This window comes from Pseudomonas sp. YA1 (assembly GCF_058680555.1).
The window spans coordinates 200,285-226,094 of record NZ_JBZWBG010000003.1; the positions used below are offsets into that span (position 1 = coordinate 200,285).

Sequence of the window (25,810 nt, forward strand, 5' to 3'; positions counted from 1 at the left end):
GGCTCGCTTTGGCTATGATGACAACCTTTCGTTGTCACCTCGGTAAGCCCGTGAAACTCCACCAGTTGCAAGCCCTGGTCGCCAGTGCCGACGCCGGCGGCATCCGCGCCGCCGCCCGCGCCCTGGGGATTTCCCAGGCGGCCGTGACCCGCGCGCTGCGCGAACTGGAAACCGAACAGCATCTGCCGCTGTTCGTCCGCACGCCCAGCGGCCTGACCTTCACCGAATACGGCAAGGCGCTGCTGATCCACGCCCGGCTGGTGCTCAAGCAACTGGAGCACGCGCAGGTCGAACTCGACCACCTGCGTGGCCAGGCCAGCGGCCGGCTGTGCATCGGGGTGACGCCTTGGGTGGCGCTGACCTTCCTCTCGGAGGCGGTGCAGGCGTTCCGCGAGCGCATGCCGGAGGTGCGCCTGGAGCTTTTCGAAAGCCTGATGGCGGTGGCCCAGCCATTGCTTCGCGACGGCAGCATGGATTTCGCCATCGGCCCGCTGCACGGCGCCCAGGCGGCCCAGGAATTCGCCTGCGAGAAGCTGCTCGACTACGACACCGCGGTGCTGGTCCGCCAGGGGCATCCGCTGGCGGGTTGCGGCTCGATCCACGAACTGCTGGAACAGGACTGGGCGTTGAACTACACCGGCGACGGCCACGACTCCCTGATGCGCGAGCTGTTCTGGCGCCACGGCGCCTTGATCGACGAGCGGCGCATCGTTCGCGCGCACTCCGTGGCGATCCTGCAGACCCTGGTGGAGCAGGCCGACATGTGTACCTGGGTGCCGGCGATCATCGGCGCCGCCCCGCCGTTGCTCGGCCGGGTGGTGCCGCTGGCGCTGCGGGAAACCTTCGAGCCACGGCGGCTGGGCATCATCACCCGGCGCGGCGGCGCCCTCAGCAATCCGGCGCAATGCTTCGTCGAGTGCCTGCTGCAGGTGATCCGCCGCCACGCCCGCTCGGCGAAGAAGGATGACCGGCGCCTGTTCGAAACCCTGCGCCTGCTAGTCTGATTCCTACTGGCACGGACGTACGGTCGCTCAAGATCGGTCGTGCTGCGACCGATAGCCTGGAAAGCCACGAGCGAGGATGCCGGCATGCTGCAATGGTTCGCTAACCTGTCGTTCCGCAGGAAAATCGCCCTGCCGATCCTCCTGCTCGCGGTGCTTCTGCTGCTGGTGGGCGCGCTCGGCGTGCATGGCATCGCCCAGCAGAACGAATCCAACCAGCGCCTGGGCAAGCGTTTTCTCCCCGGCATCGCCCTGCTGCTCAACGCCGACCGCGATCTCTACCAGGCCTTCGTCGCCGAGCGCAGCCTGCTCGATAGCCTCCTGAACGCCGAGCAGATCGCCGGCCTGAGGAACGATCACGCGGAAAACCTGCAGCAGGCCCTGGATCGGGTGCGCCAGTACGCGGCGATGCAGCCGGGCGAGGCGGAACTGGCCAAGGTCGCCGAGTTCGAGCGCGGCTATGCCCTCTGGAGCGCGACCTCGGCGCGGGTGCTGAGCCTGGCGGCCAGCGATCCGAGCGCCGCGGCGCAGCTCAGCTACGGTGACAGCGATCGCCAGTTCGGGGCGATGCGCGAGGTGATCAACCAGCTCGACGAGATGGAAGAGGCGGCCGCGGCCGCCGACGGCGAGGCGTCCTCCGCGCTGGGCGAGCGCCACCGCTGGCAGCAGGTGGCGCTGGTGGCGTTCGGCCTGCTGGTCTGCCTGTCGCTGGTGCTGGTGTTCCCCGGCCTGGTGACCCGTCCGTTGCAGCGCCTGCTGCAACGCCTGGAAGAGATCGCCAACGGCGATGGCGACTTGCGCGTGCGCCTGGAAGTCACTTCGCGTGACGAGCCCGGCCGCCTCGGCAGCGCCTTCAACGCCTTCCTCGACAAGTTGCAGCCGCTGATCCGCGAGGTCGGCCGGGTCACCGGCGAGGTCGCCGATTCAGCCGGTTCGCTGGCCGGCATGACCGCCGCCAACGATCGTCTGATCAACAGCGAGCATGCGTCGGTGGACCAGGTCAGCACCGCCGCGACGCAGATGAGCAGCGCCGTCCACGAGGTGGCGCGCAACGCCCAGAGCGCCGCGCAGGTGGCCCATGACGCCCGCCGGCAGGCGCGCGAGGGCGCCAACGTGGTGGAGGCGACCATCGAGGTGATCCGCCAGTTGGCGCGAGAAGTGGAGAGCAGTTCCGAGAGCATCCAGCAACTGGCCCAGGAAACCGCCAGCATCGACGCGGTGCTGACGGTGATCAAGGGCATCGCCGAACAGACCAACCTGCTCGCCCTCAACGCCGCCATCGAAGCCGCGCGGGCCGGCGAGCAGGGTCGCGGTTTCGCCGTGGTGGCCGACGAGGTGCGGGCGCTGGCGGCGCGCACCCAGGAGTCGACCAAGGACATCCAGGCGCGCATCGAGCGTCTCCAGGCCGGGGTGCAGAACGCCGTGCGGGCCATGCAGTCGGGCAGCCTCAAGGCGCGCGACAGCGTCGAGCGCGCCGCCGGGGTCGACGGCGTGCTGGCCGCCACCGGCGACGCGGTGGGGCGGATCAACGACCTCGCCGCGCAGATCGCCTCGGCCTGCGAGGAGCAGAGCCGGGTGATCGACGAAATCGCCCGCAACATCAGCGAGGTGCGCGAGCTTTCCGCCCAGGCGGCGGAACATTCGGAGCAGGGCACCGGGGCCAGCCGCCGGCTGTCCGAGCTGTCCTCGGAACTGGCGCGGCTGGTCGGGCGTTTCCGCGTCTGAAGCGCCGCCGCCTAGCGCGGCGCCAGCCAGATCGCTACGCCGGCCAGGGCCGCCGGGACCAGGAAGACCAGCAGCAGGATCGGCAGTTCTTCGCGCAAGCCGTAGCCGGCGTGCTGGACGCCGACCCACAGGTTGACCAGCGCGACGGCCAGCCAGGTCGGCAGGAACAGGCCGGCAGCGGGCGCCGGCCCGGCCTCCCAGAGTTCGCCGAAGAGCAGGAACAGGCCGAGCAGGATGATCCCGCCGGCGATTACCAGGGTCACGTGCATGGGGTCTTTCCCGGACAGGTGCCGGTCGCCGTGGCGGCGACCGGGACGCTGGGTCACTTGGTGGTGTAGCCGCCGTTGATGAGGATGGTCTGGCCGGTGATCCACCAGCCTTCGCTGACCAGGTGGCGGATGAACGGCACCACGTCCTCGATGTCGGTCAGGCCGGTCCTGGAGAAGGGCGACAGCGCCGCTGCGGTCTTGTGGTAGGCCACCGCGTCGGCGCCCTCGGCGGGATAGAAGAAGGGCGTGTCCATCGGACCCGGGCCGACCGCGGTGACCGAGATGCCGCGCGCGCCGAATTCCTTGGAGGCGGCGCGGGTGAAGTGCTCCACCGGCGCCTTGGTGCCGGCATAGGCGGCGTAGTACGGGGTATAGGCGCCAAGCAGGGAGGTCACCAGGGTGCAGATCTTGCCGTTGTCGTTGACGTGCTTGCCGGCTTCGCGCAGGAAGAAGAACGCAGACTTGGCATTGACCGCGCTCATCTCGTCGTATTCGGCCTCGCTGATCTCGGTGAAAGGCTTCTTCAACACCTTGCCGACGGTGTTGATGGCGATGTCCGGCTTGCCCACCGCGGCGATGGCGTCGGCGAACAGCTTTTCCATGGCCGCGGCGCTGGTGAGATCGCCCTGCAGCGCTACCGCCTTGGCCCCGGCTGCCTGCAGCGCGGCGACGGTGGCGTCGGCGTCGGCCTTGCTCGCGGCGCTGTTGTAGTGGATGGCGATGGCCTTCGCGCCGTGGGCGGCGAGATCGCGGGCGATCAGCCCACCCAGGTTCTTGGCGCCGCCGGTGACGAGGACGGTCTTGCCTTTGATGGAGTGGTCGACCATGGGGTGTTTCTCCTGCGGTGAGTGGAGAACCCAGTCTAGGGAGGGCGGCCTTGCGGAGTAATCGCGGCGGCCTGGATAGATTGTCCAGAAACGCCGATCAATTCCCGCCTCCGGAGGAGCGCAGCCGGCTGCACGAATCTTCTAGAACCCCGGGACGGGCGCGTTATAGTCGCGACGACGAAACCAACGAGTGGGAAGACCTGACGCACGATGGGCAGCCGAGACTGGATCGACCTGGCCCGCGACGCCGAGACCGGGATCGAGACCCTGCGCGCCCATTTCGAGGGCCACGCCTACGATCCGCATTGGCACGACAGCTACCTGATCGGCTACACCGAGATCGGCGTGCAGCAATTCAACTGCCGCCGACGCCGACACGACAGCACCGCCGGCCAGGTATTCCTGGTCGAGCCGGGGGAGATCCACGACGGCCGCGCGCCGATCGCCGGCGGCTTCACCTACTCGATGCTGTACCTGCAGCCGGACTGGTTGCGGCGCGAACTGCGGGCGACCTTCGACGACGCGCCCAGCGACCGCGATCCCGGCTTCCACGCCAACCTCACCGAAGACCCGCGCCTGACCCTGGCCATCGCCCAGGCCTTCCGCGTCCTGCATGGCCGCGAGCTGCGACTGCTGCGGCAGACCGCCCTGGAGCTGGTGCTGGAGCGGCTGCGCGTGCACCTCGGCTGGCGCGAGGCGAAGCCGTTCGATCCGCGCCTGCCGCTGGTGGCGCAGAAAGCCCGCGACTACCTGCATGCGCACTTCTACCAGGACATCGGCCTGGACGAGCTGGCCAGCGCCTGCGGTACCGACCGCTTCCGCCTGAACCGTGCATTCAAGGCCGCCTACGGCTTGCCACCCTACGCCTACCTGGTCCAGTTGCGCCTGGCCAAGGCGCGGCAGATGCTCGCTGTCGGCGGGCAACCGGCGGACCTCGCCAGCGCCCTCGGCTTCGCCGACCAGAGCCATCTCGGCCGCTGGTTCCGGCGCGCCTACGGGATGACTCCGGCGGCCTACCGCAGGCAGTGCACCCAGCTTCCAGACTGAGGCCCGGTGCGCCGCCAGGATGAAGGCTCCCCCGCCACAGGAGCCCGTCCATGCAATCCCTCGCGCCCTTCCTGCTGTTCGCCGTCGTCGCCTCGATCACCCCCGGACCGACCAACATCCTGGTCCTGAGCAACAGCCAGCGCCACGGCCTGGCCGCCGCCTGGCCGATCGTGCTCGGCGCCTGCGCGGCGGTGGCGGCGCTGATCCTGCTGCTCGGGCTCGGCCTGGGCGAGCTGCTGCGGCGCCACCCGTTGCTCCAGCAGGGGCTCGCCTGGCTTGGCGTCGGCTGGCTCAGCTACCTGGCCTGGAGCCTGTTCCGCAGCGCGGGCGGCATCGACGGCGCGGAGCCGCCGCGGCGCCTCGGCGTGCTCGGCGGCGCGGCGTTGCAACTGGTCAATCCCAAGGCCTGGATGATGGCCCTCGCCGCGCTGGCGCTGTTCGCCGGGGAAGGCGCCGGACAGGCCGGGCGGATCGGCCTGCTGGCGTTGCTGTTCTTCCTGGTTTCGCTGCCGTGCCTGGCCAGCTGGGCCTTGCTCGGCGTCGGCAGCGCGCGGCTGCTGCGCTCGCCGTCGCTGATGAAGCGCTTCAACCAGGGCATGGCGCTGTTGCTGCTGGCCTCGGCCTGGGCCGCCCTGCTGCTCTGAGGCGGTCCGGTAGCTTCCTGACAAACCTGTGGGTTGGTACGCGGGGCCTGGGTTGGCTATGGTGGGACGATCCGTAGCCATGGCGCGGTCGCCGTTAGCACGCCGCGCAAGGAACCTCCATGTTGAAACCCGACATCACTGCCTTCTTCGACCCGGCCACCTCCACCTACAGCTATGTGGTGCGCGACCCGTCCAGCCGCGCCTGCGCCATCGTCGACCCGGTGCTCGACTACGACCCGGCCGCCGGGCGTACCAGCCATGCCAGCGCCGAACGCCTGATCGGCCACGTTCGCCAGCACGACCTGCAGGTGGAATGGCTGCTGGAGACCCACGTGCACGCCGACCACCTGTCGGCGGCCATCTTCCTGCAGCGCGAACTGGGCGGGCGCCTGGCCATCGGCGCGCGAATCACCCAGGTGCAGGCGAAATTCTCCGGCCTGTTCAACCTGGGCGAGGCGTTCCCGGTGGATGGCCGCCAGTTCGAGCACCTGTTCGAGGACGGCGAGTCGTTCCGCATCGGCGCCCTGGAATGCCGCGCGCTGCATACCCCGGGGCATACCCCGGCGTGCATGACCTACCTGGTCGGCGACAGCGCCTTCGTCGGCGATACCCTGTTCATGCCCGACTACGGCACCGCCCGCTGCGATTTCCCCGGCGGCGACGCGCGCCAGCTGTATCGCTCGATCCAGCGCCTGTTCGCGCTACCCGACGCGACCCGCCTGTTCATGTGCCACGACTACACGGCTCCAGGCCGCGACGAGCACCGCTGCGAAACCAGCGTCGGCGAGCAGCGCCGGCACAACGTGCACGTCCGCGAAGGCGTCGACGAGGAGGCGTTCGTCGCCATGCGCCAGCAGCGCGATGCCACCCTCGGCATGCCGACCCTGATGCTGCCGGCGATCCAGGTCAACATGCGCGGCGGCAACCTGCCGCCGGTGGAAGGCAACGGGGTGCGTTACCTGAAGATCCCGCTGGATCTGTTCTGATCAGCTGCGGCGACGCAGCAGGAGAATGAAGAACAGCCCGCCGATGGCCGCGGTGGCGATGCCGATGGGCAGGTCCTGGGGGGCGATCAGGGTGCGCGCGGCGACATCCATCCAGACCAGGAACAGCGCGCCGAGCAGGGCGCACACCGGCAGCAGTCGGCGGTGCTCGGCACCCACCAGCAGGCGCGCGGCGTGCGGCAGCATGAGACCGACGAAGCCGATGGCGCCGCTCACCGAGACCAGCACGCCGGTCAGCAGCGAGCAGCAGACGAAGACCCACAGGCGTACGCGGCGGGCGTCCAGGCCGAGGGTCACGGCGGTCTGTTCGCCGGCCATCAGCGCGTTCAGCGCACGGCCCAGCCCGAGCAGTACCAGCAGGCCGCCGGCCACGCACAGCGCCGGCAGCCAGATCAGCGACCAGCGCGCCAGGCCGAGGCCGCCGAGCATCCAGAACAGCACCGAGGAGGCGGCGCGGTGGTCGCCGAGGAACAGCAGCAGGTTGGCCAGCGCCAGGAGCACGAAGGACACCGCGACCCCCGCCAGCAACAGCCGGTCGCTGCCCAGGCGGCCGCCGCGGCTGGCCACGCCGAGCACCAGCAGCATGCTGCCGAGGGCGCCGAGGAAGGCCGCCAGCGGCAGGGTCAGCAGGCCGATCACCTCGCCGATGTAGAGCACCACCAGCACCGCGCCGAGGGTCGCGCCGGAGGTGGCGCCGAGCAGGTGCGGATCGGCCAGCGGATTGCGCGTGACCGCCTGCAGCGCCGCTCCCACCAGCGCCAGGCCGGCGCCGACGCAGGCACCGAGCAGTACCCGTGGGGCGCGGATCAGCCAGACGATGTGCTCCTGGCCGGCGCTCCAGGCACCGGACTCCGCCGCCACGCCGAACAGGCGCTGGAGGACGATGCGGCCGACCAGGCCGCTGTCCAGTCGCGCCGGACCGAAGCCGAGGGCGACCACGCAGGACAGGCCGAGCAACATGACCAGGCTGCCCAGCAACAGGCAATAGGCGCGAGGGCTGCGGAACAGGGTCATGGACGTGGCGCCCGAGGGTGGAGGCCGGCGACCAGGGTTTCTATCGCCGCGGCGTTGCCGATGCCTGGCGTGGCCTGGTTATAGGGCAGGACGATGAAGCGTCGCTCGCGGATCGCGGTCAGGCTGCGCAGCGCCGGGTTCTCTTCGAGGAAACGCTGCTTCTGCGCGGCGCTGGTCTCGCCGTAGTCGACGATGACGATGACCTGCGGATCGCGGGCGACCACGCTTTCCCAGTTGACCTGGGTCCAGCTGGCCGCCACGTCGTCGGTCACGCTGCGACCGCCGGCGGCCTCGATCAGCGCCTGCGGCATGCCCAGGCGGCCAGAGGTGAAGGGGCGGTCCTCGCCGCTGTCGTAGAGGAACACCCGCGGCGCCTCGGCGTTCGCCGGGATGCCGGCGCGGGCGCGCTCGATGCGTGCCTGGAGGCTGGCGACCAGGCGCTCGGCGCGCGGTTCGACGTCGAAGATCCGTCCCAGGTTGCGCAGGTCGCGGTACAGCTCGTCGAGGCTGGCGCGGCGCGGCTCGCCGATCTGCGCGCAGGATTCGCTCAGCTCGTAGACCTTCACCCCCAGCGGCTCCAGGCTGGCCGGAGTGAGGTCGCCGCCGACGCGCATGCCGTAGCCCCAACCGGCGAAGAAGAAGTCGGCGTCGACATCGAGCAGGGTTTCCGCCGTGGGGTAGCGCGCCACCAGCTCGGGCAGCGGCTTGAGCGCGGCGATCAATCCGGGATCGGCATTCTTCCACCAGCCGCTGATGCCGGTATAGCCGACCATGCGCGTCTGCAGACCGAGGGCGACCATCATCTCGGTGAGGTTGATGTCGTGGCTGACCGCGCGCGACGGCGCGCGCTCGAACGTCACTTCGCGCTCGCAACTGCGCACGCTGAGCGGGTAGCGCTCGGCCAGCGCGGCATCGGCGCAGGCGAGCAGGGCGCCGAGCAGCAGGTGGTGCAGGATCGGGTGCTTCATGCTTGGGTAATCCAGGTCAGGCGCGGGTGGTCGGCGAGGGGGTGGCGGTCGACCAGGGCGCGGACGCCGAACACCCGCCACAGCAGGTCGGCGTCGAGCACCTCGGTCGGCGTGCCCTGGGCGACGATGCGCCCGCCGTCGAGCACGTAGAGGCGGTCGCAGAAGGCCGCCGCCAGGTTGAGGTCGTGGAAGCTCGCCAGGGTGCTCAGGCCGAGGCCGCGCAGCAGGCGCAGAAGCTCCAGCTGGTAGCGCGGGTCGAGGTGGTTGGTCGGTTCGTCGAGGATCAGCAGGCGCGGTTCCTGGACCAGCGCGCGAGCCAGCAGGGCGCGCTGCTTCTCGCCACCGGAGAGGCTGGCGAAGGGGCTCGCGGCACGCCCTTCGAGACCGACCTGGAGCAGCGCCTGGCGGACCCGCTGGCGGTCGTCCGCGCCGTGGCCGTCGAACAGGCCCTTGTGCGGCGTGCGGCCCATGGCGACCACGTCCTCGACGGCGAGGCCGAAGTCCTCGGGGAATTCCTGCAACACCACCGCGATGCGCCGGGCGGCCCAGCGCGGCGGCTGGCGCCAGAGGTCGTCGCCGTCGAGCACCACCCGGCCGCGCTGCGGTCGCGCATAGCGGAAGGCGCAGCGCAGCAGGCTGGTCTTGCCGCTGCCGTTGGGGCCGATCAGGCCGACGAAGCTGCCGGCCGGGACTTCCAGGTGCACGCCGCGCAGCAACTCGGTGGAGGCGTCGGGCGACCAGTGCAGGGCATCGAGGTGAAGGGACGACATGGCTACTCGCAGGTCCGGTGGTTCAGCAGAGACGATTGCCGCGGTGCCGGCTTCAGAAACTGAAGTCGGCGGTGACGTTGAACGAGCGCGGCTGGCCCATGATCCATTGCTGGCCGTTGTTGTTGTCAGCCAGGGCGTACTGGCGGTCGAACAGGTTGTACAGCTCAAGGCCGAGGGTCAGGTCCGGCCGTACCCGCCAGCCCAGGTTGGCGTCGACCACCGTGTAGCCGGGCAGGCTGGCCTGGTTGGCGGCGTCGGCGTAGCGCCGGTCGACGTAGCGCAGCCCGGCGCCGACGCGCAGGGTCTCGGCGAAGGACTTGTCCAGCCAGAGGTTGGCGGTGCGCCGTGGCACGTTCCTGGGGCGGTTGCCGTTGCGCGAGTAGGTCTGCTTGTCGATCGTTTCGTCGAAGTCGTCGTATTCGGCACGCACCAGCGCGGCGTTCGCTGACAGCCGCCAGTCCTGGGCCAGGTTCAGTTCCAGGCTGGCCTCCAGGCCGTCCGAACTCTGCTGGCCGACCTGCTGCGCGTCGTGCGGCGGCAGCGGGTTGGCGCTGAGCAGCTTCTTCTTGACGATATGGTAGGCGGCCAGGGTCCATTCGCCGCGACCGTCCGGGAACAGTTGCTTGAGGCCGACCTCGGTCTGCTTCGAGTGGGTCAGGTCCATTTGCTGCTGGGCCGCGTTGAGGGTGATCAGGTTGCTCACGCCGTCCTCGCTGGTGGAGTACTGGCCGTACAGCGACAGTTCCGGGGTCAGCGCGAAGACCAGCCCGGCGCGCCAGTTGCCGCCCTGCAGGCTGCGGTCGCTGCGGGTGCCGGCGCGCAGGTCGTCGCGGTCGATATGGTTCTGGTCGCGGCGCACCCCGGTCACCAGCGACAGGCGCTCGTTGAGCTGCAGGCGGTTCTCGGCGAACAGGGCGAAGGTGCGGGTCTGGCTGCGCGAGTGCGGCCGGTAGGGCGAGCGGCTTTCGAAGTAGCCAGGCGCGGGGTGCCAGGGGTCGATGTAGTCGCCGCCGACATCGGTATAGGGCGAGTTGTTGGTCAGGCGGAAGCGGATGCGGTTGTACTCGGCGCCGACCAGGGTGCGGCTGTCGAGGCCGAACAGGGCGTGCTGGAAGGCGAAGGTCTGGCGGTCGCCGATCTGCTCCTGCTCGTGGCTGATGCGCAGGTAGTCCCTGCGCAACAGCTCTTCGCGCGGGACGTCCCATTCGTAGGTTTCGGCGTTGCGCCAGTGACGGCGGGCCTTGATGTAGTACAGCTGGTTGCTCGCGGTGACGCTGTCGGAAAGGCTCCAGTCGCTGGTCAGGCGGGTCCACTGGTCGTTGTAGCGCTGCACGTCGTTGCGCACGTTGTAGTTCTTCTCGCGCAGGCGCTTGTGGTACTTGCCGCCGACCAGCGGGGTGCCGAAGTCGTTCATCGGCTCCTGGTCGCCATAGTCGTGGGCGAGGGTGAAGGCCAGATCGTCGCTGGCCTGCCAGCGCAGCGCCGCGCTGATGCCCAGGTTGCGCGAGTCGCCACGGTCGATCCAGCCGTGGCTCTGCTGCTGGTTCAGGTTGAGCCGGTAGCTGAGGCTGTCGGTCAGCGAGCCGCCGCTGTCCAGGGCCAACTGGCGGTTGTCGTAGGAGCCGTAGCCGAGGCGCAGGTGGTTGCGGATCTCGCCGGCGAAAGGCTTCTTCGGCACCACGTTGATCACCGCGCCGGTGGCGCCTTCGCCGTACAGCACCGAGGCCGGGCCGCGGATCACGTCGATGCGCTCGACCATCCACGGATCGCTGGGGAAGTTCACCGTGCCCATGCCGGTGTACAGGCGCGTACCGTCGAACAGTTGCATCACCGATGCGTGGCCGCTGAAGCCGCGCGCCGAGAGGCCGGTACCGCCATCTCCGGGGGTGCCGATGAAGCTGATGCCGGGGCTGCGGGTAACGGCGGCCTGGACGCTGGGGTTGTTGCGCCGGCGAACTTCCTCGCCGCTGATGCTGCTGGTGCTCGCCGGGGTGTCCAGGGCGCTGAGGCCCAGGCGCGAACCGGCACTGACCGGCGTGGCGAGATCGATGTGGTCGAGTTCGGCGGGGTCCTGGCGAACGCTGACCAACTGGCTGGGCAGGGCGAGGGCGGCTTCCTCGGTTTCGGCGAGGGCGGGCGGTACCAGCAGCAGGCTGGTGGATAGGCCGAGGGCGAAAGGCTCGGTGCGCAAACGGCTGAAGCGGGGCATGGGCGTTCCATCTCATGACCGGGCAGGACGGAACGCGCAGGAAATCGCAGGCGCGACAGCGCCTCGAACAACCGGCTCGCTCCCGCCCACCGCGGGTGTGCCAACAGGGCGTTGCAGGCCGGTCTCCGGGCTTGCGAGGGTCGTGAAATCCTCGCCTTCCCATGCCGGAGCACAGTGGCCTGAAGAGGATTTCGCTCGCTTACCGTTGCGGGGGCAGCGCCGGACTGATCACCGAAGTGACGCACCGGCTTCCCGTTTCACCTCCTGCGCGGCGGCAGGAGGCACCTGGAACGGCCCGGATGGGAACATCCGCACCGTTTCCAGTCAAGCCTTGAACGATCTGGATTGAATAAAATGTTATACTATAACAGTTCTCCCGTGCAGTCTTTCTTCGCCGGACCCCACGCCCTGGCGCAGCTTCCCGGGTCATCACATTTTCTTCACGCCGGCCTGCTATGCTGCCGGCCTTCCTTGGGGAGTAGCCTGCCGTCACCCGTTGACGGCGCGCTGGTCAACATTCTTGGCAACCCGCCATGGCCAGCGCATCCATCCGGATTGGTGAGACCAACGACATTCCTGCGCCGAAGCCGGGCCGCGGGGTCATGTCGTTGACTCATGCCCGGCTGGAGTATCCGCGTGAATCCCGTTTCCCTGATCTTCCTCGCCTTCGCCATGTCCACCGATGCCTTCGCCGCGGCCATCGGCAAGGGCTCCAGCCTGGATCGGCCGCGCCTGTCGGAGGCGCTGCGCACCGGGATAATCTTCGGCGTGATCGAGGCGATCACCCCTCTGGTCGGCTGGCTGCTTGGCCAGGCCGCCAGCCAGTTCGTCGCCGACTGGGACCACTGGATCGCCTTCGTCCTGCTGGTGCTGCTCGGCCTGCACATGATCCACAACGGCCTGCGCGCGGATCATGCGACGGAACAGGAAAAGCCCGGCCAGCATTCGTTCTGGATTCTCGCGGTGACGGCGCTGGCCACCAGCATCGACGCGCTGGCGGTGGGCGTCGGCCTGGCCTTCGTCGACGTCAACATCTTCCTCGCCGCCGGTGCCATCGGCCTGGCCACCATGACCATGGTCACCCTCGGCACCATGCTCGGCCGGGCGCTCGGCGCAGTGACCGGCAAGCGCGCGGAGATGGTCGGCGGGGTGGTGCTGATCCTGGTCGGTGCGACCATTCTCTACGAGCATCTCAGCGCGGCGTGAGCGGCATCGGAGACGGGGCGGGACAGGTCGCGGCGAGTGGGTGGGCGTTCGCTTCAGGCGCTTTCCCAATCGCGGATTGCCGCCAGCAGCGCCTCGCCGTCGGCGAACTCGCGGTCCGCCGGCGGCAGCGCCGGACGTGCCAGGACCAGCACCGGCAGGCCCATTTCCCGCGCCACCTGGAGCTTCGGCTCGGTGGCCTGGCTACCGCTGTTCTTGCTCACCAGCACGTCGCAGGCGAGGCGCTCGAACAACGCCCGTTCGCCATCCAGGCTGAACGGCCCGCGCGCGCCGATCACCTCGGCGCGCGGCGCGGCCGGCTGGCCTTGCAGGCAGCGCACGGTCCAGTGCTGGTGCGGCGGGACCTGGCCGAGATGCTCCAGCGGTTCGCGGCCGAGGGTGAACAGCGGACGGCGGAAGGGTGCGAGGGCAGTGATCAGCTCGCGCCAGTCGGCTACCTCGCGCCAGTCGTCGCCGGGCCCGGCCTGCCAGCCGGGCCGGCGCAGCGCCCAGCAGGGCACTCCGGCCAGTCGCGCGGCGCGCACGGCGTTCTGGCTGATCCGTGCGGCGTAGGGGTGGGTGGCGTCCACCAGCAGGTCGAAGCCCTGCTCGTCGATGAACGCCGCCAGCCCTTCGGCGCCGCCGTAGCCGCCGACCCGGACCCGGCAGGCCAGGTCGCCGGGCACCTTGCCCAGCCCGGCGAGGCTGTAGAGATGCGCCGGGCCGAGCCGGCGGGCGAGGGCCAGGGCCTCGCCGATCCCGCCGAGCAGCAACAGGCGTTTCATCAGCGCTCCTCGCAGGCCTGGCCGACCAGGTTGCCCTGGCGGTCGATGGCGAAGACTTCCAGCGCGACCTCGGCGGGCACGATGCCGCGAGCGAAGCGCAGGGCGTGGGTGCAGACCGCATCGCCCAGGGCCACGCCCTCGGCGTGTGCCTGGGCCAGCGCCTGCTGGCTGGTGTTGGCGGCGCGCATGCAGTCCTGTAGCGCGGCGCTGGCGCCGAGCGCGGCAGCCCAGCCGGCCAGTTGCGGCAGGTCGATGCTGGAGTGGCGGCTGTGCAGGTCGAGGTGGCCGCCGGCGAGCTTGCTGATCTTGCCGAAGCCGCCGCACAGGCTGAGCTTTTCCACCGGTGCCTTGCGCAGGTGCTTGAGCACCGCGCCGGCGAAGTCGCCCATCTCGATCAGGGCGATCTCCGGCAGCCCATAGCGCCGGCGCATGGCGTCCTCGCTGGCGTTGCCGGTACAGGCGGCGATGTGGCGGACGCCGTTGGCGCGAGCGACATCGATGCCCTGATGGATCGAGGCGATATAGGCCGAGCAGGAGAACGGCCGGACGATGCCGCTGGTGCCGAGGATCGACAGCCCGCCGAGGATGCCCAGGCGCGGGTTCATGGTCTTCAGCGCCAGCTCGGCGCCGCCCTCCACGCCGATGGCGACCTCGAAGCCGCCGGCGTAGCCCCGTTCGGCGGCGAGCTGGGCGAGGTGACGTTCGATCATCTGGCGCGGCACCGGATTGATCGCCGGCTCGCCGACCGCCAGGGTCAGCCCCGGGCGGGTCACCGTACCGACCCCGGGGCCGGCATGGAAGCGCACGCCAGGCTCGGCGCCCAGGCGCACCCGGGCGAACACCAGGGCGCCGTGGGTGACGTCGGGATCGTCGCCGGCATCCTTGAGGGTGCCGGCTTCCGCGCCGTTTTCCCAGGCGCGGCAGAATTCCAGGCGCATCAGCACCTGCTGGCCCTTGGGCAGGACGATCTGCACCGCGTCGCTGATCGTGCCGCCCAGCAGCAGGCGCGCCGCCGCCAGGCTGGTGGCGGTGGCGCAACTGCCGGTGGTGTAGCCGCTGCGCAACGGCGCGGGCTGCTCGGGGGTTTCCTCACGCATCGCGGGGAGGCTTCCTGGCGGCGGGTTTGCGCAATTCCAGCAGGGTGATCGGCAAGGCCTGGCGCCAGGTGTCGAAACCGCCCAGCGGTCGCGCGTGGGCGACGCCGAGGCGGGTGAGGTCGCCACCCAGGCGTTGCTGCCAGTCGAGCAGCACCCGTTCGCTCTGCAGGGTGACCGCGTTGGCGAGCAGGCGGCCGCCGGGCCGCAGGCGCTCCCAGCAGGTTTCCAGCACGCCCTCGGCGGTGACCCCGCCGCCGATGAAGATGGCGTCCGGCTCGGGCAGTTCCAGCAGCGCCTCCGGGGCGCTGCCGGCGACCAGGTGCAGGGACGGTACGCCGAGGGCGTCGCGGTTGTGGCGGATATGTTCCTGGCGCTCGTCGTTGGCTTCGATGGCGATCGCCCGGCAACTGGGGTGCGCGCGCATCCATTCGATGCCGATGGAGCCGCAGCCGGCGCCGACGTCCCAGAGCAGCTCGCCGGGGCAGGGCGCCAGGCGCGCCAGGGTCACGGCGCGGACGTCGCGCTTGGTCAGCTGGCCGTCGTGGCGATAGGCCTCGTCGGCCAGGCCCGGGGTCAGCGGCAGGCGCACGGCGCCGGTGCCGGCGCGGCATTCCACCGCCACCAGGTTGAGATCGGCGGCGCGCGGCAGCGACCAGTCGCCGGCGAGGCCGTCGAGACGGCGCTCGAGCGGCCCGCCGAGGTGTTCCAGCACGCTCAGGCGACTGGCGCCGAAGCCACGGGCGCTCAACAGGCGGGCGATGGCGGCCGGGCTGTCGCCGTCGTTGCTGAGGACCAGCAGGCGCCGGCCGTCGTGGACCTGTGCCTGCAGCGCCGCCAGCGGACGCGCCACCAGCGACAGGCAGGCGACCTCCTGCAGGGCCCAGCCGAGGCGGGCGGCGGCCAGCGAGAGGGAGGAGGGCGCCGGCAGGACCCGCAGTTCGGTCGCCGGCAGTTGCCGGGCGAGACTGGCGCCGACGCCGAACAGCATCGGGTCGCCGCTGGCCAGCACGCAGGTCGGCTGGCCGCGCCGGGCCAGCAATGGTTCCAGGGAGAACGGCGTCGGCCAGGTTTCGCGGGCGGCGCCGATGCACGGCGGCAGCAGTTCCAGCTGGCGCGCCGCGCCGACGATCCGGCTGGCTTGCAGCAGGGCACGCCGGGCCTGCTTGCCGAGGCCGGGATAACCGTCCTCGCCGATGCCCACCAGGGTCAGCCAGGGAGGCGTCGAGTCTGCCGATGACACGGTTCCGATACTCCTGAAATGCGTCTGTGAAGGGCCCGCGACGGCTTCCGGACGGAATGGGTTTTCCCGGCCCCGGGCTGGGCGGCATAATAGCGCGTTCGTCGGTGCCCGGCCCTTTCGCGTTAGCGCGGGGCCAACGAGGGCCGAAGAGGGAACACGGAGCCCCGGTCTTTTCGAAGCCCGGGCCTAGCCGTGGCTGCCCCCGCAACTGTATGCAGCCTGTATTCGCGCCATTCGCCACTGGATTACCGGGAAGGCGGCGTGAAGCGGAGGTTCCTCCCCCGGGTGGAACGCCGGGCTGCGAGCCAGGAGACCTGCCGCCGAAACCAGTCGCGAGTGCCAACATCGGGCGGGGTGTACCGATGCCGTGGTCTGTCCCTGGGGGACAGCGGTGCGGTCGCCGCGACGCCGATTCGAGTAGCGTTTTTGAACGACGACCAGACCCCGGCGCCCCTGCCCGTACCACGTCCGTCACCCTGTCCCGGCCTGCTGCGTATCGTCCAGGCGCTGGACGGCGGCATCTGCCGCATCAAGCTCGATGCCGGTCGCCTGGACGCCGCCCAGGCACGCGCCGTGGCGGCCGCGGCGCGGGATTGCGCCAGCGGCGTGATCGAGGCGACCAACCGTTCCAACCTGCAATTGCGCGGCGTCCGTCGCGGCGAGGAAGAGCGGCTCGTCCGCCGCCTGCTGGACGCCGGCCTCGGTCCCCGGCATGGGTCCCTGGCCGGCGCCGACGACGTGCGCAACCTGATGCTCAGCCCGGCCGCCGGGCTCGATCCGCACCTGTCGCTGGACGTGCGCCCGCTGGCCGCTCGGCTGTTGCTGCGGCTCCAGGCGGACAGCCGCTACCACGCGCTGTCGGCCAAGTTCGCCATCCAGCTGGACGGCGGCGAAGACCTGGCGATGCTCGAACATCCCCATGACATCTGGCTCTCGCCGATGCCCGCGGCGCCGACCGCGACGCTGGTCTTCGGACTCGCCGGCTGCCCGGCCCGCGACCGCCCCCTGGCGGCGTTGCCGGCGGAGCGGGGCGAGTCCCTGGTGCTGGCGCTGCTCGACCTGTTCCTCGAACGCGCCCAGCCGCAACAGACGCGGATGCGCCACCTGTTGCAGGAGCTGGCCGGAGAACCCTTGCTGGAGGCCTTGCAGGCGCGCCTGGATTTCCCTCTGCGGCGTGACGAGCGGGTGGCGGCCTGGCGGCGTTCGCCGGGGCGTGCGTGGAGTCATCTCGGCGTCCAGCCGCAACGCCAGCCGGGCCTGGCGATGGTCGGCGCGGCGGCGCCGCTCGGCCGGCTCGACAGCGCTTGCCTGGACGGCCTGGCCGAGCTGGTCGAACGCCATGGCGACGGCAGCCTGCGCCTGACTCCCTGGCAAGGTGTGCTCCTGCCGAACCTGGCGCAGGCCGAGGCCGACCAGGCGCTGCTTGGCCTGCGCGGACTCGGCCTGCTGACCGAGCCCGAGGCGCCGTTGGCGCGGCTGATCGCCTGCAGCGGTTCCAGCGCCTGCGCCAGGGGCCTGGCCGACACCAAGGGCGACGCCTTGCGCCTGGCCGAACGCCTCGGCCCGCGCAGCGACCTGCCGCAACTGCACCTGTGCGGCTGCGAACGGTCCTGCGCCGCTGCCCACCGCGCGCCGCTCACCCTGCTGGCGCGCAGCGGCGGGTTCTACGACCTGTACCGGCACGACCCATGCCACCCCGGATTCGGCCAGTTGCTGGCCAGCCGCCTGACTTTCGCCACGGCCGCCGACTACCTGGCGGCGCTGCCTTCCCAGCCCACTTCCGGAAAAACCGCATGATTGACTACATCCGCGATGGCCAGGCGATCTATCGCCAGTCGTTCGCCACCATCCGCGCCGAAGCGAACCTCGCCGGCATCCCGGCAGACCTGGAAAAGCTCGCGGTCAGGGTGATCCACGCCTGCGGCATGGTCGACGTGGTCGACGACCTGCGCTTCTCGCCGGGCGCCGGCGCCGCCGGCCGCGCCGCGCTGGCCGCCGGCGCGGCGATCCTCTGCGACGCGCGGATGGTCGCCGAAGGCGTGACCCGCTCGCGGCTGCCCGCCGCCAACCGGGTGATCTGCACCCTCAACGAAGCGGACGTGCCGGCGCTCGCCATGGAACTCGGCAATACCCGCTCGGCGGTGGCCCTGGAGCACTGGCGCGAGCACCTGGAGGGCAGCGTGGTGGTGATCGGCAACGCGCCGACCGCGCTGTTCTACCTACTGGAAATGCTCGACGCCGGCGCGCCGAAGCCGGCGCTGATCCTGGGCTTCCCGGTCGGCTTCGTCGGCGCCGCGGAATCCAAGGAGATGCTCGCCGCCGATAGCCGCGGGGTGCCCTACGTGATCGTCCGCGGTCGCCGTGGCGGCAGCGCCATGGCCGCCGCGGCGGTGAACGCCCTGGCCACGGAGCGCGAATGATGAGTGTCGCGAAGGGCCGCCTGCTGGGCCTGGGCGTCGGGCCCGGCGATCCCGAACTGATCACCCTCAAGGCCCTGCGCCTGCTGCGCGCGGCGCCGGTGGTCGGCTATTTCGTGGCCAAGGGCAAGAAGGGCAACGCCTTCGGCATCATCGAGGCGCACCTGGACGAGGCCCAGCTGCGCCTGCCGCTGGTCTATCCGGTGACCACCGAGAAGCTGGAACCGCCGCTGTGCTACGAGACCATCATCAGCGATTTCTACGACACCGCCGCCGCACAACTGGCCGCGCACCTGGACGCCGGCCGCGACGTGGCGGTGATCTGCGAGGGCGACCCATTCTTCTACGGTTCCTACATGTACCTCCACGACCGCCTGGCGACGCGCTACGAAAGCGAGGTGGTGCCTGGCGTCTGCTCGATGCTCGGCGGCGCGGCGGTGCTCGGTGCGCCGCTGGTGTACCGCAACCAGAGCCTCTCGGTGCTCTCCGGAGTGCTGCCCGAGGAGGAGTTGCGCCGGCGCCTGGCGGATGCCGACGCGGCGGTGGTGATGAAGCTCGGCCGCAATTTCGACAAGGTCCGCCGCGTGCTGGTCGAGCTTGGCCTCGAGCGCCGCGCGCTGTACGTCGAGCGGGCGACCATGGCCAACCAGCGGATCGTGCCGTTGGAACGGGTGGAGCCGATGGCCTCGCCGTACTTCTCGCTGATCGTCGTTCCCGGCGACAAGTGGCAGGGAGGGGCCGGCGGTGAGTGACGCCCAGCAGGTTCCGGCCATCGTCATCCTCGGCCAGGGCGCGCTGGATACCGCGCGGCGGGTCCAGGCGCGCTATCCCGGAGCGCTGGTCCATGGGCTCGCCGGGCGGGTCGAGGCCGACCGTTCCTATACGGATTTCGGCGACACCCTGCGCGAACTGTATTGCGCCGACCGCCCGATCGTCGCCCTGTGCGCCGCCGGCATCGTCATTCGCAGCCTGGCGCCGTTGTTGCAACGCAAGGGCGCGGAGCCGCCGGTGCTGGCCCTGGCCGAGGACGGCAGCGCGGTGGTGCCGCTGCTCGGCGGGCTGGCCGGGGTCAACCGGCTGGCGCGGGAAATCGGCGAGGTGCTGGCCGTGGCGCCGGCGATCACCACCAGCGGCGAGCTGCGCTTCGGCACCTGCGTGCTCAACCCGCCCGCCGGTTATGTCCTGGCCGACCTGGAGCAGGGCAAGCGCTTCGTTGCCGATTTGCTCGGTGGCCAGCCGGTGCGCGTCGAGGGTACCGCCGGCTGGCTCGACGCGGCCCGTTTGCCGCGCGACCCGGCGGCGGCGCTGGCGATTCACGTGACGCCCTCGGCGCGTGCGCCGCGGGCCGAGGAACTGCTGATCCATCCGCGCTGCGTGCTGGCGGCGCTCGAACCTGCCGACGCGGCTGCGGACGTGGTGCGCCAGGCGCTGGTCGATGCCGGCCTGGCCGCGGCGGCGCTCGGCGGCTTGCTGGCCGACAGCGCGCGGATGGCCGATCCGCGCCTGCAGGCCGCCGCCGATGCGCTCGGCGTACCGCTGCGCTTCCTGCCGCAGGCCGATCCCGCTGCGCGCCTGCGCCAGGCCTTGCCTGCCGCCGAGCAGGTCGGCGACCAGCTGGCGGTGGCCGCCGCGCCCCTGGCGATGGACCGCATCGGCCAGCGTCGCGGCCGACTCACGGTGATCGGCCTGGGGCCCGGCTGCGCCGAGCTGATGGTGCCTGCGGCGCGGCGGGCGCTGGACGAGGCCGAGGACATCCTCGGCTACCAGACCTACGTCGACATGGCCGGACCCTTCCGCGCCGGACAGGTGCTGCATGGCAGCGACAACCGCGAGGAATTGCAGCGCGCCCGGCATGCCTTCGAACTGGCGGCGACGGGCAGGGCGGTGGTGCTGGTATCGTCCGGCGACCCCGGCGTGTTCGCCATGGCCGCCGCGGTGCTGGAAGCCCTGCATGGCGCTGGCGAGCCGGCCTGGGACGCGGTCGAGCTGCGGATCTTCCCTGGCGTCTCGGCGGCCCTGGCCACCGCGGCCAGGGCGGGGGCGCCTCTGGGCCACGATTTCTGCCTGCTGTCGCTGTCCGACAACCTCAAGCCCTGGGAGGTGATCGAGCGGCGCCTCGACCTGGCCGGCGCCGCCGACCTGGCGATGGCTTTCTACAATCCGATCTCGCGGGCGCGGCCCTGGCAACTGGGACGGGCGCTGGAGATCGTCGCCCGCCATCGTTCGCCGCAGACCCTGGTAGTGCTCGGTCGCGACATCGGGCGGCCCGGCGAGCGCCTGCTGCGCACCACACTGGGCGAGCTGCGGGCGGAGCAGGTGGACATGCGCACCCTGGTGATCATCGGCTCGTCCACCACCTGCAGCTTCCCGCGTGCCGACGGCGAAGCCTGGGTCTACACGCCGCGCTGGTACCCATCGGAATAGCGGGGCGGGAGCGCGCGCGGAAATGTGGCAGACTGCTGCGCGCATCCCTGTACCGCGGAGCCTGAATCCATGTCCTTTCGCTGTTCCCCGCGCCGCCTGGCCGGCATCCTGCTGGCGGCGCTGTTCGTTCCGGGGCTGGCCGCGGCGGCCGGCTCCTGCGAGCGCCTGGTGGCCACCGGCAACCCGGAGTACCCACCCTACCTGTGGCGCGACCCGCAGGATCCGAAGCGCCTGATCGGAGCCAATGCCGACCTGTTGCAGCGCCTGGGCAAGGAACTCGGCGTGCGCATCGACGTGCTCTACAGCGGCTCCTGGGAGAAGGCCCAGGAAGAGGTGACCAGCGGTCGCGCCGACCTGCTCGCCGGAGCCTACCTGACCCTGGCACGGCTCGGCAGCATGGACTATGTGCATCCGCCGTTCCTGATGACCAGCGGGGTGGTCTGGGTGAACAAGGACGCCGCGTTCCCGTTCATCGGCCGCGACGACCTGATCGGGCACAAGGGCAGCGTGCTGGCCGGCAGCAGCCTGGGCGAGGAGTTCGACCGCTTCGCCAAGGCCAGTCTCGACCTGAAGCCGGTGCCGAGCCTGACCCAGGGCTTGCAGGACCTGATGCTCAAACGCAGCGAGTTCCTCCTCTACCAGGCGCTGCCCGGGCAGGCCCAGGTCGAGGCGCTGGGCATGGCCGACGACCTGGAGGCGCTGGAACCGGTGCTGAGCAGCGAGGGGCTGTACCTGACGCTGTCGCACAACTCCGCTTGCAACGATCCGTGGCTGCGCGGACAACTGGCGAAAAAGATGACAGAATTGTCGGCTGCCGGCGTTCCCGTAACGCTCTTGCAGGACAATCTCGAACGCTGGAAAGCCCAGCAATTGCCGGCTTCCGGCGCCAGTTCGACTACGCAGGAAAGTGACTTGTGAGCATTCGATGGATGATGGCCGCAGGCCTCGCCGCGCTGACCCTGAGCGGTTGTGCGAGCAACGACCCGGCTCCGCTGGAGCAGATGCGCCTGACCGAACAGGCGCTGGAGCAGGCCAAGGCGGTGGGTGCCACCGACGACGTGGCCGAGCTGAAACTGGCCCAGGACAAGTACGCCGCGGCGCAGATCGCGATGACCGCGGAGTCCTACAAGAAGGCGCGCCTGTTGGCCGAGCAGGCCGAGCTGGACGCACGCCTCGCCGAGTCCAAGGTGCTGACGCAGAAGAGCAAGGACCAGCTCGGCGAGCTGGACAAGAGCCTGAAACGTCTGCGCAAGCAACTGGGGGAGACCGACTGATGCCGGGCAAAGCGACTCTCTTCGCCACCCTGCTGGCCTGCGCCGCGCTGGCTGGCTGCGCCGACCACAAGCTCAGCGAACAGTCGCTGGCCAAGGCGCAGAGCGAGTTCGACCAGGTCAAGGAAGATTCCGACGTGCTCCGCGCGGCGCCCAAGGATGTGATCCGCGCCGGCGAATCGCTGGCCCGCGCCGAACGCCTGTCCAGCTACTGGGGCAGCAGCAGCGACGTGATCCAGTATGCCTACCTGAGCCAGCGCTACAGCGAGATCGCTCGCCAGCACGCCTTGCTCAACCTCAACCAGGAGCGCCTGACCCGCCTGCAACTGGAGCGCGAGCGCCTGCAACTGGCCCTGCGCGAAGCCAAGCTGCTCAGCGTGCAGGAGCAGGGCCAGCGCCTGAGCGAGGAGATCGCCAGTCTCAGCACCGAGGAAACCGAGCGTGGCCTGGTGCTCACCCTTGGCGACGTGCTGTTCGACTTCAACCGCGCCGAACTCAAGCCGGCGGCCAACCGCACCGCGCTGAAGCTGGTGCAGTTCCTCCAGCTCAATCCGCGGCGGGTGATCCGCATCGAAGGCTATACCGACAGCGTCGGCGACAGGCAGGCCAACCTCGACCTGTCGCGCGAGCGCGCCCAGGCGGTGGCCGACGTGCTCGCCGATCTCGGCGTGGATCCCGCGCGCATGCAGGTGGTCGGCTACGGCGAAGCCTTCCCGGTCACCGACAACGCCTCCAACCGGGGACGGGCGCAGAACCGCCGGGTGGAGATCGTCTTCTCCAACGACAAGGGCCAGCTCAGCGCGCCGCGCTGAGAACCGCGCCGCCGCAGGAAGCCCCGGTACCCCAAAGGGTCCGGGGCTTTTTTCGTCTGGCGAACCGGGTGGCGCTGGATTTCTCTGTCAGAACTTGCGCAAGAGCGGGCTATCATCGGGATCGAACTAGTTCGAGCGGCAATCCGTGCAGCATAAGCACCTTGTATTTCGTTATAACGAGTAGAGAGGCGCCATGAGTTCGAACGAAACCCTGCCGGGGTTGGTGATCGCCGATTCCTTCCCGGTCATGCAGTGGGCGCTGCAGCGCTACCTCAGCGAGGAGTGCGGACGCCAGGTGCTGGCGGTGGTCGGCGATAGCGACAGCCTGGTGGAGCGCCTGGCCGACCTGCCGCCGGAAAGCATCCTGATCACCGAGCTGGGCTTGCCTGGCCAGCGCAGCCGCGACGGTATCCACCTGGTGGAATGGCTGACCCGGCACTGCCCGCAAATGAAGGTGATGGTCTACTCGGTGTTCAGCGCGCCGTTGCTGGCCAAGGCGGTCCTGCGCAGCGGCGCCTCGGCCTACATCAGCAAGCGCAGCCCGCTGGAGACGCTGAAGGCGGCGCTGGAGTGCATGGCGCTCGGACAGACCTTCCTCGACCCCGGCCTGCACCCGCAGCGGCATACCGGCAAGCCGCTGAGCCCCACCGAGGTGGACATCCTCCGGCGCCTGGCGCGTGGCGACACGGTCAGCGAGATCGCCCAGCGGACCATGCGCAGCGTGTCGACCATCAGCACCCACAAGAAGAACGCGATGGTCAAGATAGGCCTCAACAGCGACGCCGAACTGATCGCCCTGGGCGTGATGAACTGGCTCCACGAACTCGCCTGACCGGGTTCGAAACATCTCGACCGCCAGTTGCGGAACAATCCTCGCCAGCCCCCGGGAGCCATCCCGCCGCAGCCGAGGAATCCGCATGATCCGCCAGCCCCGCTTTGCCCGTTTCGTCCTGCCGTTGTTGCTGAGCCTGTGCCAGCCGTCCTTCGCCGCCGAACTCCGCGCGGTTGCCGAAGCACGCCGCCAGGAACTCCTGCTGGAGGACTCGCCGGTGGCGTGCGGCGAGGCGGGCTGCACGGCGCGGGAAAGCCTCAGCCTGGTGGCATTGCAGGTGCAGGCCCGGGTTCTGGTCACCCGCCTCAGCCGCGATGACTTTTCCCCGACCTCCCGCCAGCCCGCCGCCGTCCCGGACTACCGCCTGTTCGGCGATCTCGGCCTGGCGCCAAGCCCCTTCGCCTGGCAAGCGTCGACCGGCGAGAGCGCGGCGGCGGACGCGTTGCGTTTCTGACTTTCCCTATGGCCGCTCCCCAGGCGGCTCTTGGCGGACTATTTCCCGCCCGCACCCGGCCGGTGGCGACCGACCGGGTTTTCTTTTTCTCGCGAACGCGCCGTCTCTGCGACCGACCCGTACAGTTTTGCGACTGTATGCCTGGTTGTCGGCCGAACTGTTCTGGAGCAGTTTCACGAATTGAGCTACTGTTTCGGTTCAATCGCCGAGGAAAACCCGCCATGACCAATCTGCTGCTTTACCAACGCATCGCCCAGCAGTTGGCCGAGGACATTCGCCGTGGCGTCTACCAGCCGGGCGAGCGGGTACCGTCGGTGCGCAAGCTCAGCACCCAGTTGAACGTCAGCCACGCCACCGTGCTGCAGGCCTACGCCACCCTTGAGGACCAGGGACTGATCCGCGCCCGTCCGCAATCCGGCTTCTACGTCCACCGCACCCCGGCACTGACCGCGCCGACCCCGGATATCGCGCGGGTCGAGCGTCCCGGCCTGGTCACCCGCAGCAGCATCATCAACCAGGTGCTCGCCGAGTCCCGCCGCGAAGGAGTGTTCCCGCTCGGCGCGGCGGTGCCGCACGTGGACTACCTGCCGGTGCGCGCCTTGCACCAGCAACTGGCCAAGGTCACCCGCTTCCAGAGCCCACGGGCGTTCAGCTACATGTTCAGCCCCGGTTTCGAGCCGCTGCGGCGGCAGGTGGCGATCCGCATGCGCGACGCCGGCGTGGTGGTCGACCCGTCGCAGGTGACCATCACCCACGGCTGCGTGGATGCGATCCACATGGCCCTGCGGGTGCTGACCCGTCCCGGCGACCTGATCGCCACCGAGTCGCCGAGCTACTACGGCCTGCTGCAACTGGCCGACGTGCTGGGCCTGAAGGTGATCGAGATCCCCAGCGACCCGCGCACCGGGATCAGCCTGGAGGCGCTGCAACTGGCGGCCAACCAGTGGTCGATCAAGGCCTTGGTGCTGACCGCGCGGCTGAGCAATCCCTTCGGCGGGACGATTCCCGAGGATCGCCAGAAGCAACTGCTGAAACTGACCGCCGAACACAACATCGGGGTGGTCGAGGACGACATCTACGGCGAACTGATGTTCGACCAGGGCCAGGCGCGCTCGCTCAAATCCCACGACCGCGACGGCCGGGTGATCTACTGCTCGAGTTTCTCCAAGACCATCTCGCCCGGCGTACGCATCGGCTGGATCATCGCCGAGCGCTACCAGGAGGAGATCCGTCGCTTGCAGACCTTCACCACCCATTCGGCCTGCACCGTGACCCAGATGGGTGTCGCCGCCTACCTGGAGAACGGCGGCTACGACCGCCACCTGCGCTACATCCGCCAGGAGTACCGGAAGAACATGACCGCCTACCAGCTGGCGGTGCAGCAGTACTTCCCCGAAGGTACGCAGATGACCCGGCCCAAGGGCGGCTTCATCCTCTGGGTCAGCCTGCCGGCCAAGGTCAACACCAAGGAACTCCACGTGCGGGCCCTGGAGCAGGGCATCAGCATCGCCCCGGGGCTGATCTTCAGCAACACCGAGCAGTTCAACAACTGCCTGCGGCTGACCTGCGGGATTCCCTGGAACCGCGAGGCGGAGCGGGCGATCATGACCCTCGGCATGCTTGCCGGGCAGCTTTGCCAGGAAGGCCTGATCGCCGCCTGAGCGCGAGGCGCTCCCTTGGCTGAGGGGCGCCCGTGGCAGTCCGCGAAGAATTTTTCCGGGGATTAACCCGAATCCACCGACAGCTTCGTCTCAGCGGGTATTCCGCTGCACGACGAGGTCGTCTCGATGTTTTTCC

25 protein-coding genes and 3 riboswitches are annotated in these 25,810 nt (G+C 69.8%); of the genes, 16 read left to right on the forward strand and 9 right to left on the reverse strand.

The genetic code is table 11. From position 1 onward, the window contains the following. Window positions 1–14 precede the first annotated feature (14 nt). Both AC4OR5_RS05240 and AC4OR5_RS05245 read left to right on the forward strand, forming a co-directional pair. Window positions 15–1,004: a LysR substrate-binding domain-containing protein gene (locus AC4OR5_RS05240; RefSeq protein WP_058160210.1), complete on the forward strand. Its 990-nt coding sequence runs from the start codon at window positions 15–17 to the stop codon at window positions 1,002–1,004. 84 nt (window positions 1,005–1,088) lie between these two features. Beyond that, window positions 1,089–2,726 (forward strand): methyl-accepting chemotaxis protein, encoded by a 1,638-nt coding sequence (locus AC4OR5_RS05245; protein ID WP_003138651.1) that lies wholly within the window; start codon window positions 1,089–1,091, stop codon window positions 2,724–2,726. Window positions 2,727–2,737: 11 nt separating this feature from the next. Here the strand turns inward: AC4OR5_RS05245 and AC4OR5_RS05250 are convergent, their stop codons facing one another. Both AC4OR5_RS05250 and AC4OR5_RS05255 read right to left on the reverse strand, forming a co-directional pair. Further along, on the reverse strand, window positions 2,738–2,995 hold the full coding sequence (locus AC4OR5_RS05250; RefSeq protein ID WP_003091028.1) for a hypothetical protein: 258 nt from the start codon (window positions 2,993–2,995) through the stop codon (window positions 2,738–2,740). 53 nt (window positions 2,996–3,048) lie between these two features. Then, window positions 3,049–3,822 carry an SDR family oxidoreductase gene (locus AC4OR5_RS05255; protein WP_003091027.1) on the reverse strand — a complete coding sequence of 258 codons (774 nt, stop codon included), beginning with the start codon at window positions 3,820–3,822 and terminating at the stop codon, window positions 3,049–3,051. Window positions 3,823–4,032: 210 nt separating this feature from the next. Between AC4OR5_RS05255 and AC4OR5_RS05260 the strand changes: the two genes are divergently transcribed. The 3 genes from AC4OR5_RS05260 (at window position 4,033) to AC4OR5_RS05270 (ending at window position 6,499) form a co-directional block, all read left to right on the forward strand. Then, the gene (locus tag AC4OR5_RS05260) at window positions 4,033–4,869 is read left to right on the forward strand and encodes an AraC family transcriptional regulator (protein WP_003091026.1); all 837 of its coding nucleotides are present in this window, start codon (window positions 4,033–4,035) and stop codon (window positions 4,867–4,869) included. A gap of 50 nt (window positions 4,870–4,919) precedes the next feature. Next, window positions 4,920–5,513 carry a LysE family translocator gene (locus tag AC4OR5_RS05265; RefSeq protein WP_014603924.1) on the forward strand — a complete coding sequence of 198 codons (594 nt, stop codon included), beginning with the start codon at window positions 4,920–4,922 and terminating at the stop codon, window positions 5,511–5,513. A 119-nt stretch (window positions 5,514–5,632) separates the two neighbouring features. Then, on the forward strand, window positions 5,633–6,499 hold the full coding sequence (locus tag AC4OR5_RS05270) for an MBL fold metallo-hydrolase (RefSeq protein WP_023097420.1): 867 nt from the start codon (window positions 5,633–5,635) through the stop codon (window positions 6,497–6,499). Here the strand turns inward: AC4OR5_RS05270 and AC4OR5_RS05275 are convergent, their stop codons facing one another. From AC4OR5_RS05275 to AC4OR5_RS05290, 4 genes are read right to left on the reverse strand one after another with little or no spacing between them, the layout of a single operon-like run. After that, a complete protein-coding gene (locus tag AC4OR5_RS05275) occupies window positions 6,500–7,531 on the reverse strand; it encodes a FecCD family ABC transporter permease (protein WP_033984806.1) in 1,032 nt (343 codons plus the stop codon). Beyond that, window positions 7,528–8,499: an ABC transporter substrate-binding protein gene (locus tag AC4OR5_RS05280; protein ID WP_003101423.1), complete on the reverse strand. Its 972-nt coding sequence runs from the start codon at window positions 8,497–8,499 to the stop codon at window positions 7,528–7,530. Before AC4OR5_RS05280 ends, AC4OR5_RS05275 begins: the two co-directional genes overlap by 4 nt. Next, window positions 8,496–9,269, reverse strand: coding sequence for an ABC transporter ATP-binding protein (locus AC4OR5_RS05285; protein WP_003091019.1), 774 nt, complete (start codon window positions 9,267–9,269; stop codon window positions 8,496–8,498). The genes AC4OR5_RS05280 and AC4OR5_RS05285 overlap by 4 nt, the downstream gene beginning before the upstream one ends. Before the next feature lie 52 nt (window positions 9,270–9,321). Next, a complete protein-coding gene (locus tag AC4OR5_RS05290) occupies window positions 9,322–11,478 on the reverse strand; it encodes a TonB-dependent receptor (protein ID WP_004363311.1) in 2,157 nt (718 codons plus the stop codon). A 99-nt stretch (window positions 11,479–11,577) separates the two neighbouring features. Further along, a riboswitch (cobalamin riboswitch) is annotated at window positions 11,578–11,782 on the reverse strand. Between the two features lie 157 nt (window positions 11,783–11,939). After that, a riboswitch (yybP-ykoY riboswitch) is annotated at window positions 11,940–12,106 on the forward strand. Window positions 12,107–12,114: 8 nt separating this feature from the next. Between AC4OR5_RS05290 and mntP the strand changes: the two genes are divergently transcribed. Continuing rightward, window positions 12,115–12,684 (forward strand): manganese efflux pump MntP, encoded by a 570-nt coding sequence (gene mntP, locus AC4OR5_RS05295; RefSeq protein ID WP_003091017.1) that lies wholly within the window; start codon window positions 12,115–12,117, stop codon window positions 12,682–12,684. A 53-nt stretch (window positions 12,685–12,737) separates the two neighbouring features. On the opposite strand, the gene AC4OR5_RS05300 is transcribed toward mntP, so the two are convergent. From AC4OR5_RS05300 to AC4OR5_RS05310, 3 genes are read right to left on the reverse strand one after another with little or no spacing between them, the layout of a single operon-like run. Then, entirely contained in the window at window positions 12,738–13,466 is a 729-nt protein-coding gene (locus AC4OR5_RS05300; protein WP_058160209.1) for a cobalt-precorrin-6A reductase, read from the reverse strand. After that, complete coding sequence (locus AC4OR5_RS05305; RefSeq protein ID WP_058160208.1) at window positions 13,466–14,563, reverse strand: cobalt-precorrin-5B (C(1))-methyltransferase; 1,098 nt, start codon at window positions 14,561–14,563, stop codon at window positions 13,466–13,468. Before AC4OR5_RS05305 ends, AC4OR5_RS05300 begins: the two co-directional genes overlap by 1 nt. Beyond that, window positions 14,556–15,803, reverse strand: coding sequence for a bifunctional cobalt-precorrin-7 (C(5))-methyltransferase/cobalt-precorrin-6B (C(15))-methyltransferase (locus AC4OR5_RS05310; RefSeq protein ID WP_015502696.1), 1,248 nt, complete (start codon window positions 15,801–15,803; stop codon window positions 14,556–14,558). The genes AC4OR5_RS05305 and AC4OR5_RS05310 overlap by 8 nt, the downstream gene beginning before the upstream one ends. Window positions 15,804–15,888: 85 nt before the next feature. Beyond that, window positions 15,889–16,139, forward strand: a riboswitch (cobalamin riboswitch). A gap of 90 nt (window positions 16,140–16,229) precedes the next feature. On the opposite strand from AC4OR5_RS05310, the gene cobG reads away from it, so the two are divergent. The 10 genes from cobG to AC4OR5_RS05360 all read left to right on the forward strand — a co-directional run bounded on the left by cobG (window position 16,230) and on the right by AC4OR5_RS05360 (window position 25,674). Next, complete coding sequence (gene cobG, locus AC4OR5_RS05315) at window positions 16,230–17,600, forward strand: precorrin-3B synthase (protein ID WP_058160207.1); 1,371 nt, start codon at window positions 16,230–16,232, stop codon at window positions 17,598–17,600. Continuing rightward, entirely contained in the window at window positions 17,597–18,223 is a 627-nt protein-coding gene (locus AC4OR5_RS05320) for a precorrin-8X methylmutase (protein ID WP_023120406.1), read from the forward strand. The genes cobG and AC4OR5_RS05320 overlap by 4 nt, the downstream gene beginning before the upstream one ends. Beyond that, on the forward strand, window positions 18,220–18,972 hold the full coding sequence (locus tag AC4OR5_RS05325) for a precorrin-2 C(20)-methyltransferase (RefSeq protein WP_023106248.1): 753 nt from the start codon (window positions 18,220–18,222) through the stop codon (window positions 18,970–18,972). The genes AC4OR5_RS05320 and AC4OR5_RS05325 overlap by 4 nt, the downstream gene beginning before the upstream one ends. After that, the gene (gene cobJ, locus AC4OR5_RS05330; protein ID WP_058160206.1) at window positions 18,965–20,644 is read left to right on the forward strand and encodes a precorrin-3B C(17)-methyltransferase; all 1,680 of its coding nucleotides are present in this window, start codon (window positions 18,965–18,967) and stop codon (window positions 20,642–20,644) included. The genes AC4OR5_RS05325 and cobJ overlap by 8 nt, the downstream gene beginning before the upstream one ends. Before the next feature lie 69 nt (window positions 20,645–20,713). After that, the gene (locus tag AC4OR5_RS05335; RefSeq protein ID WP_003111857.1) at window positions 20,714–21,562 is read left to right on the forward strand and encodes a substrate-binding periplasmic protein; all 849 of its coding nucleotides are present in this window, start codon (window positions 20,714–20,716) and stop codon (window positions 21,560–21,562) included. After that, window positions 21,559–21,918, forward strand: a complete 360-nt coding sequence (locus AC4OR5_RS05340) for a DUF4398 domain-containing protein (protein ID WP_003091008.1) — start codon at window positions 21,559–21,561, stop codon at window positions 21,916–21,918. The genes AC4OR5_RS05335 and AC4OR5_RS05340 overlap by 4 nt, the downstream gene beginning before the upstream one ends. Then, the gene (locus tag AC4OR5_RS05345) at window positions 21,918–22,727 is read left to right on the forward strand and encodes an OmpA family protein (RefSeq protein ID WP_003091007.1); all 810 of its coding nucleotides are present in this window, start codon (window positions 21,918–21,920) and stop codon (window positions 22,725–22,727) included. The genes AC4OR5_RS05340 and AC4OR5_RS05345 overlap by 1 nt, the downstream gene beginning before the upstream one ends. A gap of 193 nt (window positions 22,728–22,920) precedes the next feature. Further along, window positions 22,921–23,559, forward strand: coding sequence for a LuxR C-terminal-related transcriptional regulator (locus AC4OR5_RS05350; protein ID WP_003091005.1), 639 nt, complete (start codon window positions 22,921–22,923; stop codon window positions 23,557–23,559). Window positions 23,560–23,644: 85 nt separating this feature from the next. Then, a complete protein-coding gene (locus AC4OR5_RS05355) occupies window positions 23,645–24,013 on the forward strand; it encodes a hypothetical protein (protein ID WP_003091004.1) in 369 nt (122 codons plus the stop codon). Between the two features lie 221 nt (window positions 24,014–24,234). Further along, entirely contained in the window at window positions 24,235–25,674 is a 1,440-nt protein-coding gene (locus tag AC4OR5_RS05360; RefSeq protein ID WP_003091003.1) for an aminotransferase-like domain-containing protein, read from the forward strand. The last annotated feature ends 136 nt before the right edge of the window (window positions 25,675–25,810 follow it).